The 12356-nt window shown below is 34.5% G+C and carries 13 protein-coding genes; 12 read left to right on the top strand and 1 reads right to left on the bottom strand.

All coding sequences use genetic code 11. The annotated features are described in order from the left end of the window. The first annotated feature begins 119 nt into the window (after nt 1-119). Both SOM12_RS16815 and SOM12_RS16810 read left to right on the top strand, forming a co-directional pair. Nucleotides 120-977 carry a fumarylacetoacetate hydrolase family protein gene (locus tag SOM12_RS16815; protein WP_320494365.1) on the top strand — a complete coding sequence of 286 codons (858 nt, stop codon included), beginning with the start codon at nt 120-122 and terminating at the stop codon, nt 975-977. Between the two features lie 4 nt (nt 978-981). Beyond that, complete coding sequence (locus SOM12_RS16810; RefSeq protein WP_320494364.1) at nt 982-1317, top strand: L-rhamnose mutarotase; 336 nt, start codon at nt 982-984, stop codon at nt 1315-1317. Nucleotides 1318-1539: 222 nt separating this feature from the next. Here the strand turns inward: SOM12_RS16810 and SOM12_RS16805 are convergent, their stop codons facing one another. Beyond that, nucleotides 1540-2790, bottom strand: a complete 1251-nt coding sequence (locus SOM12_RS16805) for an NAD(P)/FAD-dependent oxidoreductase (RefSeq protein WP_320494362.1) — start codon at nt 2788-2790, stop codon at nt 1540-1542. A 101-nt stretch (nt 2791-2891) separates the two neighbouring features. Here SOM12_RS16805 and SOM12_RS16800 point away from each other — a divergent pair, with 101 nt between their 5' ends. From SOM12_RS16800 to SOM12_RS16755, 10 genes are all read left to right on the top strand, one after another. Further along, nucleotides 2892-4412, top strand: coding sequence for an HAL/PAL/TAL family ammonia-lyase (locus SOM12_RS16800; RefSeq protein ID WP_320494361.1), 1521 nt, complete (start codon nt 2892-2894; stop codon nt 4410-4412). A gap of 40 nt (nt 4413-4452) precedes the next feature. Further along, nucleotides 4453-5679, top strand: coding sequence for a WG repeat-containing protein (locus SOM12_RS16795; RefSeq protein ID WP_320494360.1), 1227 nt, complete (start codon nt 4453-4455; stop codon nt 5677-5679). 95 nt (nt 5680-5774) lie between these two features. Further along, complete coding sequence (gene fabG / locus SOM12_RS16790) at nt 5775-6506, top strand: 3-oxoacyl-ACP reductase FabG (RefSeq protein ID WP_201999149.1); 732 nt, start codon at nt 5775-5777, stop codon at nt 6504-6506. A 166-nt stretch (nt 6507-6672) separates the two neighbouring features. After that, on the top strand, nt 6673-7908 hold the full coding sequence (locus SOM12_RS16785) for a beta-ketoacyl-[acyl-carrier-protein] synthase family protein (protein ID WP_095930650.1): 1236 nt from the start codon (nt 6673-6675) through the stop codon (nt 7906-7908). After that, nucleotides 7901-8155, top strand: coding sequence for an acyl carrier protein (locus SOM12_RS16780; RefSeq protein ID WP_008465907.1), 255 nt, complete (start codon nt 7901-7903; stop codon nt 8153-8155). The genes SOM12_RS16785 and SOM12_RS16780 overlap by 8 nt, the downstream gene beginning before the upstream one ends. After that, nucleotides 8156-9055 (top strand): lipid A biosynthesis acyltransferase, encoded by a 900-nt coding sequence (locus SOM12_RS16775; protein WP_320494358.1) that lies wholly within the window; start codon nt 8156-8158, stop codon nt 9053-9055. A 138-nt stretch (nt 9056-9193) separates the two neighbouring features. Continuing rightward, on the top strand, nt 9194-10096 hold the full coding sequence (locus SOM12_RS16770; RefSeq protein ID WP_320494357.1) for a dialkylrecorsinol condensing enzyme DarA: 903 nt from the start codon (nt 9194-9196) through the stop codon (nt 10094-10096). A 17-nt stretch (nt 10097-10113) separates the two neighbouring features. Continuing rightward, the gene (locus tag SOM12_RS16765; RefSeq protein ID WP_320494355.1) at nt 10114-11247 is read left to right on the top strand and encodes a beta-ketoacyl-ACP synthase III; all 1134 of its coding nucleotides are present in this window, start codon (nt 10114-10116) and stop codon (nt 11245-11247) included. Beyond that, the gene (locus SOM12_RS16760) at nt 11247-11675 is read left to right on the top strand and encodes a hypothetical protein (protein ID WP_095930646.1); all 429 of its coding nucleotides are present in this window, start codon (nt 11247-11249) and stop codon (nt 11673-11675) included. Before SOM12_RS16765 ends, SOM12_RS16760 begins: the two co-directional genes overlap by 1 nt. A 9-nt stretch (nt 11676-11684) precedes the next feature. Then, nucleotides 11685-12152, top strand: a complete 468-nt coding sequence (locus SOM12_RS16755; protein WP_095930645.1) for an ABC transporter permease — start codon at nt 11685-11687, stop codon at nt 12150-12152. The last annotated feature ends 204 nt before the right edge of the window (nt 12153-12356 follow it).

The following is a 12356-nucleotide window of genomic DNA, read 5'->3' as shown; positions in this document are numbered from 1 at the left end:
TTTTAATTCGAGAAAATTTGTGCAATTCGTGGCAAAAAAAATTAAGCACAGTTTTAAAAATCATTTTAATCCTTTTAATCTGTGGCAAAAAAAATACACATTACTAAAAAAATAAAAATATGAAACTTATTAGATTCGGAGAAGAAGGAAAGGAAAAACCAGGAGTTTTACTGAATGATAAAAGATATGACGTTTCGTCTATCGTAACAGATTACAACGAAACTTTTTTTGAAAATGACGGTTTAGCGAAATTAGAAGAAGCTTTAAAAAATAATCCTGCACTACCAGAAGTAAGCGATTCAGTACGTTTAGGTTCGCCAGTTGCGCGTCCTTCAAAAATTATCTGCATCGGATTAAATTATGTAGATCACTGTGAAGAAACTGGCGCTGCAATTCCAGAAGAACCAATTATTTTCTTTAAATCTACGACTTCTTTATGCGGACCAAATGACAATTTGATCATTCCAAAAAACAGTGAAAAAACAGACTGGGAAGTTGAATTGGCTTTTGTTGTAGGTAAAAAAGCAAGTTACGTTTCTGAAGAAGATGCGCCAAACTACATTGCTGGATATTGCCTTTTGAATGATTACAGCGAAAGAGCATTCCAAATCGAGCGTGGCGGACAATGGGCAAAAGGAAAAGGTTCTGATACCTTCGCTCCTCTTGGACCAATTATGGCAACTCCAGACGAAGTGGGAGATGTAAATAACCTAAAAATGTGGCTTACGGTAAACGGAAAAACATTCCAAAACAGTAATACTTCAAACTTGATTTTTAAAATTCCGTTCTTAGTTCATTATTTAAGCCAGTTTATGACCTTGCTTCCAGGCGATGTTATTAGTACAGGAACGCCTCCAGGAGTTGGATTAGGAATTAAACCAGATCCAATTTACATTAAAGCAGGCGACGTAATCGAATTAGGAATTGAAGGTTTAGGCACAAGCAAGCAAACTGCTGTAGCGTATCAACAAAAATAAAATTATGGCAACTCAAAAATTTTGTCTGGCATTAGACTTAAAAGATGATGCCAATTTAATTGCAGAATACAAACAACTGCACGAAAATATCTGGCCAGAAATTAAAAAAAGTATTCAAGATTCTGGAATTGAAGTTCTAGACATTTATTGCACGGGAAACCGATTGTTCATGATTATCGAGGCAGATGCCGATTTCACTTTCGATAAAAAAGACAAAGCCGATGCCGAAAACGAAAAAGTTCAGGAATGGGAAACTTTAATGTGGAAATTCCAACAAGCTTTACCTTGGGCAAAACCGGGACAAAAATGGATTTTAATGGATAAAATATTCGAATTGTAATTCATCAAATATTCCGTAGGAATATCTCGTCGGTAAAAAAATATTATCGTTTTGCATTATGTCCTGTAGGGACATCTGATTTTTTGGAAATAACCTAAATCAATTAATCAAACGTTCCTCCGGAACGTATTATCGCAATTCAAATTTCATTCTACTACCGACGAAACATTCCTACGGAATGAATACAGAAAATGGATTGTTTTTTCATAAAAAAAGCCCTGATTATTCAGGGCTTTGTTCTTTTTGCATATTCAATAAATACGCCATATTAGCAATTACATGATCGTGTTTCTTGACAAAAGGATTTTCTTCGTTCCAAACATAACCTGCTAAAACGGCACATATTTTTTCTTTTACTTCTGGATTTTCAGGCTGGTGGAAAAATAAAGTCTGAAGATTTCCTGTATACCATTCTTGAACATAAGTGGTGAAAACAGCAATTCCGCGTTTCATGTATTGAGTGAATTCCACTTCCCAATCAACAGGAATTCCTTGCGATTCTTTCAAATATAATTTTGCTGCCAGCATTCCAGACTCGGTTGCAAAAGCAACTCCCGAAGAAAAAACTGGATCTAAGAATTCAGAACTATTTCCCGTTAAGGCAAAACCGTCACCATACATTCTTTTTACGGCTCTTGAGTAGTTTTCTAATTTAACTGGCTCAAATAAAAATTCTGTTCCAGCAAATCTTTTAATATAATAATCCGATTTCTGAATGGCATTTCGCAAAGCCTCAGCATTATCTTTATTTTCAGAAAGCGAATTGATAAAATCTGTCGGACCCACAACGCCTAAACTTGTATTTCCGTTAGAAAACGGAATTACCCAAAGCCAAACTTGAGTTTCCAGAATGTCAAATGAAATCTGGGTTCCCTCTACTCCTTCTTCTCTATTAATATCTTTGACATGGGTAAAAATCGAAGAATGCGGATCTAGTTTTGATGGCGTATCCAAATTTAAAAGTCTTGGTAAAACGCGTCCGTAACCACTAGAGTCGATGATAAATTTAGCGTGAATTTCTTTTAAGTTTCCGTCCTTATCTTTTACAATAGTTTTTGAATTTTTCCCTTCAAAAGAAACTTCCAAAACTTCGGTTTCAAATTCTAAGTCGATTCCTTTTCGTATGATTTCTTGAGCCATTGTATTGTCAAAATCAGCTCTCGGAACTTGCCAAGTCCAATCCCAACCTTCACCAAATTTTACACTAAAATCAAAATTGCAGATTTCTTCTCCTCTGATAAAACGAGCTCCCAATTTCTTTTCGAAGTTCATCGCGTCAAGGGCGTCAAACAATTCTGCCTCAGCAAAATGGTCCATCACTCGCGGAATAAGGCTTTCGCCTACTACAAGTCTCGGGAACTTCATTTTTTCTACAACTTTTACCTTTACGTTGTTTTTAAAAAGATACGATGCCGAAACACATCCAGACGGTCCTGCACCAATCACTAAAACATCAACAAACTCCTTTGTCATATTAGAATTATTATCATTAATTAACCTACATTTGCCATCATCAAAATAACTACATTTATTTTGATAAATAAAATTAAATTAGCGCAACCAAAAACGATTTGATGAATACAATAAATGAATATCTAAGTTTAGCAGAATTTGAAGCCATAATCTTTGGAAAAAACAAAGTTGCCATAAGCGATGTGGTTCAAAATCGAGTAAACGAAAGTTTTAATTTCTTAAAAGAATTCTCAGGAAACAAAGTAATCTACGGAGTAAATACTGGTTTTGGTCCGATGGCTCAATATAGAATTAAGGAGTCAGATCAAATTCAGTTACAATATAATTTAATCAGAAGCCATTCTTCTGGAACTGGAAAACCTTTAAATGCTGAGTGCGCAAAAGCAGCAATTTTAGCAAGATTAAATACCCTTTCTTTAGGAAATTCAGGAGTTCATTCTTCTGTTATTCATTTAATGGCAGAATTAATCAATAGAGATATTACGCCTTTAATTTTTGAGCACGGCGGTGTTGGTGCCAGCGGTGACTTAGTACAATTATCACACTTAGCTTTGGTTTTAATTGGCGAAGGAGAAGTTTTTTATAAAGGAGATAGACGCCCAACGGCAGAAGTTTTCGAAATTGAAGGTTTAAAACCAATTCAAGTAGAAATTAGAGAAGGTCTGGCATTAATCAACGGAACTTCTGTAATGACAGGAATTGGAGTGGTAAATGTTCATTATTCAAAAAAATTATTAGACTGGTCGTTAAAAGCTTCATGCGCAATTAACGAATTAGTTCAAGCTTACGATGATCACTTCTCTGAAGAATTAAATCAAACCAAACGCCATAAAGGACAGCAGGAAGTTGCTGAAAGAATGAGACAAAATCTTTCTGACAGTACTTTAATCCGTAAAAGAGAAGACCATTTATATTCTGGTGAAAACACCGAAGAAATCTTCAAAGAAAAAGTTCAGGAATATTATTCACTAAGATGTGTTCCTCAAATTTTAGGGCCTGTTTTAGAAACTATAAATAATGTCGCTTCTATTCTAGAAGACGAATTTAACTCGGCAAACGACAACCCAATTATAGACGTAAAAAACAAACATGTTTACCATGGCGGAAATTTCCACGGAGATTATATTTCGCTTGAAATGGATAAACTGAAAATCGTTATTACGAAATTAACGATGCTGGCAGAACGTCAATTGAATTATTTATTGAATTCAAAAATCAACGAAATACTTCCTCCATTCGTAAACTTAGGAACATTAGGATTTAATTTCGGAATGCAGGGCGTTCAGTTCGTAGCGACTTCAACAACTGCCGAAAGCCAAATGCTGTCTAACCCAATGTATGTGCACAGTATTCCAAACAACAATGACAATCAAGACATTGTAAGTATGGGAACCAATGCAGCGGTTATTACATCAAAAGTAATTGAGAATTCTTTTGAAGTGTTGGCTATCGAATTAATCACCATTGTGCAGGCAATTGATTATTTGAAACAAAAAGATCAAATTTCGTCTACAACTAAAAAATGGTACGACGATATCAGAAATATAATTCCAGAGTTTAAGGAAGATCAAGTAATGTATCCTTTTGTTCAAAAAGTAAAAGATTATTTGATCAACAGTTAAAAATCTTTATTTTACAGTATTAATATTGAATCTTAAAATCATGAAAAAGTCACTTGTTTTTTTATTGCTAAGCTGCATTCAATTTGTTAATAGTCAAGAATTAGCATTAGTTAAGAAAAATTCTAAAATTGGTTATATCACTAAAGATGGATCTTTTAAAATCGAACCTCAGTATAAATCTGCCAGAAGCTTTTCTGATGGATTAGCTGCCGTAGAAAACGGAGGAAAATGGGGTTTTATTGATTCAAAAGGAAGCTGGGTAATTCCAGCCGATTTTAAAGATGCTAAAGATTTTAACAGCGGAATCGCAGTTGTACAAAAAGACAAAGACTGGGTTTATATTAATACAAAAGGAGAAATTCAAAAAGGACCAACTACGGACAAAGTATTTGATTTTAACGACGGAGTTGCTTTCTTCAGACAAAACAATAAAGTGGGGTTAATCAACAACAAAATGAATGTTGTTTTAGAACCAAAATACGATCAAATCAAACCTTTTGAAAATGGTTACGCGAGAGTTGAACTGAACAAAAACTGGGGAATTATTGATACCAACGGAAAAGAATTGGTTGAACCTGTTTATGCCGAAGTTGGAAATTATTTTAAAGGAACAACTTGGGCTAAAAAAGATAAAACTTTCGGATTGGTAAACGGCGGAAAATTTATTCCGGTTGACGGAGCCGAAAAAATCTGGGATTTTGAAACTCAGGATTTGACTTTTGCTAAGAAAAACGGAAAAATCGGTTACATCGACTTAAAAGGAAACTGGGCCATTCTTCCTATTTATGATAAAGGAAAAGCGTTTTCAAAAAATTTAGCTCCAGTTTTAGTTGGAAAAAAATGGGGATTCATTAATCCAGAAGGAAAATTTGTTATTGAACCAACATACAGCGATGCAGAAGTTTTTAGTACAAACGGTCTGGCTCCTGTAAAAGAAAGTAATTGGGGATTTATAAATGAATCTGGAAAATTGGTTATCCCAACTCAATACGGTATCACTGCAAATGCGATAATTGCAATGTTTGTACAACAGGACAAAGGATTTATTGATGGCGTTGCCCGAGTAAAAAACGAAGGAAAATGGGGATTTCTTAAACCAGACGGAACCGTTTTAGCCAACCAATGGTTTGAAAACGCTGAATTGTTTTCTAAAAGCGCTGAAAAACCTCAGCCAGCTGCAGCTCCTGTTTCTGCCGAAAAACCAAAACAAGAGACTAAGCCAGCAGCGAAACCAGCGGCAAAATCAGCACCGAAAAAAAAGAAATAATATTTATCTCCAAATAAATTAGACATTTGCATAAATGAAATCGCATTCGATAAAGCGGTTTCATTTTATGATGAATAAAAACAAACCCTACATAAATGAAGTGTGTATTAGTAACAGGCGGTTCAAGAGGAATTGGAAGTGCGATTTGTAAAAAACTGGCCGTAGAATCCGATTATCATATTCTGATTAATTATCATTCGAATAAAACAGCTGCCGAAGAGACATTACAAGAAGTACAAAAATTAGGCGCGACAGGAGAAATCTTAGGTTTTGATGTTTCTAATTTTGAAAACGTACAAAATGTTTTAACTGCTTGGCAGGAAGCAAATCCTGAAAAATTGGTTGAAGCAATTGTAAACAATGCCGGAATCACAAAAGATGGTCTTTTTATGTGGATGACACCAGAAGACTGGAATGGCGTTATGAATACAAGCGTAAACGGTTTCTTTAATGTTACACAATTTTTTATTCAAAAAATGCTACGCAATAAATATGGCAGAATTGTAAATATGGTTTCGGTTTCTGGAGTAAAAGGTACTGCAGGACAAACCAATTATTCGGCAGCAAAAGGTGCAATTGTAGCCGCGACTAAAGCTTTGGCTCAAGAAGTTGCAAAACGAAATATTACTGTAAATGCTGTTGCTCCAGGTTTCATTAGAACTGACATGACGAGCGAATTGGACGAAAAAGAATTATTAAAGCTCATTCCAGTAAACCGTTTTGGCGAAGCTGAAGAAGTGGCAGATTTGGTAAGCTTTTTGATTTCTAAAAAAGCAAGCTATATTACAGGAGAAATTATCAATATTAACGGCGGAATATATTCTTAAAGAATACTATGTTTGCGAGATTATTTTAAGATTTTTAAACATAGAAAATTGCTCGCAAAGACGCAGATTCGCAAAGTTTAAGCAAAAAGACTTAAAAAAACTTAGTGCCTTTGCTGCAAGATTAAAAAATTACACTTTAAGGATAAAAAATTACTTTTGAAAGACGATGAATAGACGAGTTGTAATTACTGGAATGGGAATTTATTCTTGTATCGGAACTTCTTTAGACGAAGTAAAAGATTCGTTATACGAAGGAAAATCTGGTATTCAGTTTGATTCTGAACGTAAAGAATTTGGTTTCCAGTCGGCCTTAACAGGAATGGTTCCGAAAGCCGATCTTAAAAATTTATTGACGCGCAGACAACGTATGAGCATCGGTGAAGAAACCGAATATGCTTATATGGCAACTATAGAAGCATTAAAAAATGCAAACATTGATGATGCTTTTTTTGATGAACACGAAGTAGGTATTATGTACGGAAACGACAGCGTTTCTAAAGCAATCATTGACGCAACAGATATTGTTCGCGAGAAAAAAGACACCGCTCTTATTGGTTCTGGTGCTATTTTCAAATCGATGAATTCTACTGTAACGATGAATCTTTCTACGATTTTTAAACTGCGCGGCATCAATCTTACCGTTAGTGCGGCTTGTGCCAGCGGATCTCACTCTATTGGTTTGGCTTATTTTTTAATCAAAAGCGGTTTCCAAGATATTGTTATAACTGGCGGAGCACAGGAAATCAACAAATACGCCATGAGCAGTTTTGACGGTTTAGGTGTTTTTTCTAACCGAGAAGGGGATCCTACAAAAGCTTCAAGACCTTTTGATACTGGCCGCGACGGATTAATCCCAAGTGGTGGTGGCGCAACTTTAATTTTAGAAAGTTACGAATCTGCCATTGCACGTGGTGCCAATATTATTGCTGAAATTGGCGGTTACGGATTTTCATCAAACGGCGGGCATATTTCTACTCCAAACGTAGAAGGACCAGCCACAGCAATGAAGCGCGCTCTTGACGATGCAAAATTAGAAGCTTCAGATATTGAATATATAAATGCTCACGCAACCTCAACACCTGTTGGAGATGCTAATGAAGCCAAAGCCATTTTTGAAGTTTTTGGAGAAAAAAATCCTCCTGTAAGTTCTACAAAATCTATGACTGGCCACGAATGCTGGATGGCAGGAGCCAGCGAAATCATTTATTCTATCCTAATGATGCAGCACGATTTTATCGCGCCAAACATCAATTTGGAAACTCCAGATGAAGATGCGTCAAAATTAAATTTAGTTAAAACTACGTTAAACAAAAAATTTGACATATTTTTGTCCAATTCTTTCGGTTTCGGAGGAACCAACTCTGCGTTGGTGGTTAAAAAGTTTAAATTGAACAATGAATAAAGAAGAGATTATAGCAAAAATTAATGGTTTTTTAGTTGATGAATTTGAAGTAGACAATGACGACATTGAACCAAATGCTAATTTGAAAGATACACTTGGGTTAGACAGTCTGGATTATGTTGATTTAGTCGTTTCAATAGAGGCAAACTTTGGTGTAAAACTAGTAGAAGCAGATTTTGTTGGAATTTCTGATTTTCAAAGTTTTTATGACTTAATCGAAACTAAAATAAAAGCCAAATCAGCTTAAATGAGTCAATGGGATGGTAAATCCAAAGGAACTGTATTAGGTTATAAAATATTCGTTTTTTTAATTCAAAAAGCGGGTGTCAAAGCGGCTTATGTCTTACTTTATTTTGTTGCGTCTTATTATTTTTTATTTCTAAGAAAAAGCAACAAAGCCATTTTCTATTATTTTAAAGAAAGACTGCAATACTCCTATTTCAAATCCAAAAAAATGGTTTTCAAAAGTTACTATACTTTTGGACAGACTATTATTGATAAAGTTTCCATTTCGGCAGGAATGCGAAACAAATTTACTTATGAATTTGACGGAATAGAAACACTAAAAAAATTACTTGCCGAGAAAAAAGGCGGTGTTTTAATTAGTGCCCATGTTGGAAATTTTGAAATTGCCGAACATTTTTTGGGAGATATTGATCTTAATTTCCAAATCAATTTGGTTACAACAGATTTAGAGCATTCTGCCATTAAAAATTATCTCGAAAGCGTTTCTCAAAAACCAACTGTAAAGTTTATTATCATCAAAGAAGATTTATCTCATATATTTGAGATCAATGCCGCTTTGGCCAATAATGAACTAATCTGCTTTACTGGCGATCGTTATTTTGAAGGAACAAAATCGCTTTCTGAAAACCTTTTGGGCAAAGAAGCCAATTTCCCTGCGGGTCCGTTTTTAATTGCTTCACGATTAAAAGTTCCTGTGGTTTTTGTTTATGTAATGAAAGAACCAAATCTTCATTATCATTTGTACGCAAGAGAGGCCGAAGTCAAACACCGAGACGAAAAAGCACTTTTGAAGGAATATGTAAAAAGTGTTGAAAGCATTCTGCACACATATCCTTTGCAATGGTTCAATTATTTTGATTTCTGGAAGCAGTTAGAAAACAAAAATTCATTGCCAAAATAGCATCAAACAAACACTTTTCGGTTTAGTTTTTTTCAATAAATCAAAAAATTGGGAATTCTATGTTATTGGTCGAAATAAGAAAATTCGTTTAAATAAATTTACTTATTTTTGCTGACCACCAAAGCCCAAAAACCTAAAATGAAAAATGTTCTCGTAATTTATTATACGCAATCTGGACAGCTAGAATCTATTGCAAGAAATATTGCAAAACCATTTCTAGATTCAGAAGAAATAAATCTCACATTTCATGAAATACAATTAGAGAAACCGATTCCTTTTCCTTGGAACAAAGAATCGTTTTTTGATGCCTTTCCAGAATCGTTTTTACAGATTCCGACCGCATTAAAACCTGTTCCTGAGGAAATTTTAAACACAAAATTTGATTTAGTATTATTTCATTATCAGGTTTGGTATCTATCTCCTTCTATTCCAATCAATTCATTTTTGAAAAGTGAAGATGCCAAGAAAATTTTAAACAATACTCCTGTTATTACCATCAGCGGTTCAAGAAACATGTGGATTATGGCTCAGGAAAAAATCAAAGTTTTGCTAAGAAAGGCCAATGCCAATTTGGTTGGAAACGTAGCTTTGGTAGACCGTGTTGGAAATTTAATAAGTGTAATCACCATTGTAGAATGGATGTTCTCTGGAGTTAAGAAAAAATATTTAGGTATTTTTCCGCTTCCTGGAGTTTCAGAAAAAGATATACAAGAATCGAGTCAGTTTGGAGAAATCATGCTGGATTCTTTACAGCAAAATAATTTAGCGCAATTACAGCCCAAATTAGTCCATGCTGGTGCTGTAAAAATAAGTTCGTATTTGGTAACGGTTGATAAAACGGCCAACAAAATTTTTAATAAATGGTCAAATATCATTTATAAAAATCAAAAAAACCGAAAACAGCTGCTTAAAGTATTTAATGTTTATTTATTCCTTGCGATATGGTTAATCTCACCAATAGTGTATATATTGCACCTTATTACCTATCCGCTTAAGTTAAAATCTATAAAAAAGGAAACTCAATATTATCAGGGAGTTTAGAAGACGAAATTTAAATTATGTTTGAAGTATATATTACAAAAGCTGCAAAATATTTGCCAAACGAAGCCGTTTCAAATGACGAAATGGAAGCCTACTTGGGCCTTATCAATGATACTGCTTCTAAAGCAAGACGCATTATTTTGCGCAACAATAAAATTACAAGCCGATATTACGCTGTTGACAAAGAAGGAAAAAGCACACACAGCAATGCCGAATTAACCAAAAATGCCATTTTACCGTTATTCGACGAAAATTTTACGCCTCAAGATTTAGAAGTACTTTCATGTGGAACCTCGACTCCAGACATATTTCTGCCTTCGCACGCTGCGATGGTTCATGGTCTGCTAAAAAATAAATCGGTAGAATTAAACTCTTCAACAGGAGTTTGCTGTGCCGGAATGAACTCTCTTAAATTTGGTTTTCTTTCTATTAAATCTGGAAATTCAAAAAACGCAATCTGCACAGGATCAGAAAAAGTTTCTACCTGGCTAAATGCTCAAAAATACAATCACGAGGCCGATAATTTAAAAAACCTTGAAGAACAGCCAATTATTGCATTCAAAAAAGATTTTCTTCGTTGGATGCTGTCAGATGGTGCTGGAGCTTTTCTTTTGGAAAATAAACCAAGAGGACCAATTTCGCTAAAAATCGAATGGATGGAAGCTTTTTCGTATGCGTACGAATTAGAAACCTGCATGTATGCCGGAGGTGATAAATTGGAAAATGGTGAAATTAAAGGCTGGAGCGATTATTCGCCAGAACAATGGCTGAACGAATCTGTTTTTTCAATAAAACAAGACGTTAAATTATTAGACGAATTTATCTTGGCAAAAGGTGCTCAAAGCATGAAAGACGCCATGGATAAAAACAATATTAAATCGGAAGATATTACTTATTTTATTCCTCATGTTTCTTCAAACTTTTTTGTTGAAGGGTTGAAAAAAGGATTAAACGAAAAAGGTATCGGAATGAGCGATGATAAATGGTTCATGAATCTTTCTCGAGTTGGAAATGTTGGCTCTGCCTCTATTTACTTGGCTCTTGAAGAATTGATGAGTTCAGGGAATTTGAAAAAAGGAGATAAAATTTTATTATCTGTTCCAGAAAGCGGAAGATTCTCTTTTGCGTATGCCTATTTAACGGTTTGTTAATGGAAACAATGCTTTTAGAAAAAGAAATGGTCGAAAATTTACTGCCTCAAAAGTTTCCTTTTGTGATGGTAGACGCTATGCATTCTTATTCTGAAACTTCGTTGGTTTCGGGTTTAGAAATTCAGCGCGAAAATATTTTTGTATCAAACGATATTTTTCTTGAAGCTGGATTAATAGAACATATGGCACAGTCTGTAGCATTGCATACGGGATATCAATATTTCTTGAAAAGCGAAATTGCTCCAACGGGCTATATTGGTTCTATTAAAGAAATTGAAATTAAGAAACTTCCAAAGCTGAGCGATACTATTCAATCTGAAGTTACGATTCTGCAGGAATTTGCCGGAATTACTTTAGTGGATATTGTTACGACTTTAAATAATGAAGAGATTGCCAGAGGACAAATGAAAACCGTTTTGGCAAAATAAAAACAATCGATGAAAACTACTTCTGCTGTTGACATACAAAACTATTTACCACACCGAGCACCGATGCTTATGGTGGATTTGATTTTGGATATAGATGCCAACTTTGTAGAAACCATATTTTTGATAAAAGAAGACAATATTTTTATTCAGAATAATGTTTTTATCGAAGCGGGATTAATCGAAAATACGGCACAGACTTGTTCTGCAATCGTTGGAAAAAAATACTTTTTTGACGACAACGGAATCGAGAATGAAAACGTAAATGTAATTGGATTTATCAGCGCTTTAAAAAGTGTCAAAATTCATGCTCTGCCAAAAGTTGGCGACACCATTATAACTAAAGCCGATTTGGTTTCTAAATTTACTGGTGAGGATTATACTTTATGCACAATGAAATGCAAAAGCTTAGTAGAAGACCAGATTCTCTTAGAATGCGAAATTAATTTGTTCATTCAAAAAACAATCTCGGTTGGATAATCCAAAAAAAATCATTTTACATTTAGTTATCAGGATTGTCATTTTAATCTTATTAACAGTATTAGTTTTTTTATTTTGGTATCTAACAACCGATCGTCATAAACACTGTCATGGAGATGATCACAAACATTTTGATACTGGTTTGGGCTTTTTTATTATGCTCTTTATGGTAATACAAATCTTTTATCTCGGATTAGTTGTAGA

Origin of the sequence: Flavobacterium sp. CFBP9031, assembly GCF_034044945.1 — a bacterium.
GTDB lineage: Bacteria > Bacteroidota > Bacteroidia > Flavobacteriales > Flavobacteriaceae > Flavobacterium.
Note: the sequence above shows the minus strand (reverse complement) of the source record. Positions and strands in the feature narration are given on the sequence as shown.

Coding starts and splice junctions, on each gene's coding strand:
- SOM12_RS16815 (WP_320494365.1), top strand. CDS start 120: ATGAAACTTATTAGATTCGGAGAAGAAGGAAAGGAAAAACCAGGAGTT.
- SOM12_RS16810 (WP_320494364.1), top strand. CDS start 982: ATGGCAACTCAAAAATTTTGTCTGGCATTAGACTTAAAAGATGATGCC.
- SOM12_RS16805 (WP_320494362.1), bottom strand. CDS start 2,790: ATGACAAAGGAGTTTGTTGATGTTTTAGTGATTGGTGCAGGACCGTCT.
- SOM12_RS16800 (WP_320494361.1), top strand. CDS start 2,892: ATGAATACAATAAATGAATATCTAAGTTTAGCAGAATTTGAAGCCATA.
- SOM12_RS16795 (WP_320494360.1), top strand. CDS start 4,453: ATGAAAAAGTCACTTGTTTTTTTATTGCTAAGCTGCATTCAATTTGTT.
- fabG (WP_201999149.1), top strand. CDS start 5,775: ATGAAGTGTGTATTAGTAACAGGCGGTTCAAGAGGAATTGGAAGTGCG.
- SOM12_RS16785 (WP_095930650.1), top strand. CDS start 6,673: ATGAATAGACGAGTTGTAATTACTGGAATGGGAATTTATTCTTGTATC.
- SOM12_RS16780 (WP_008465907.1), top strand. CDS start 7,901: ATGAATAAAGAAGAGATTATAGCAAAAATTAATGGTTTTTTAGTTGAT.
- SOM12_RS16775 (WP_320494358.1), top strand. CDS start 8,156: ATGAGTCAATGGGATGGTAAATCCAAAGGAACTGTATTAGGTTATAAA.
- SOM12_RS16770 (WP_320494357.1), top strand. CDS start 9,194: ATGAAAAATGTTCTCGTAATTTATTATACGCAATCTGGACAGCTAGAA.
- SOM12_RS16765 (WP_320494355.1), top strand. CDS start 10,114: ATGTTTGAAGTATATATTACAAAAGCTGCAAAATATTTGCCAAACGAA.
- SOM12_RS16760 (WP_095930646.1), top strand. CDS start 11,247: ATGGAAACAATGCTTTTAGAAAAAGAAATGGTCGAAAATTTACTGCCT.
- SOM12_RS16755 (WP_095930645.1), top strand. CDS start 11,685: ATGAAAACTACTTCTGCTGTTGACATACAAAACTATTTACCACACCGA.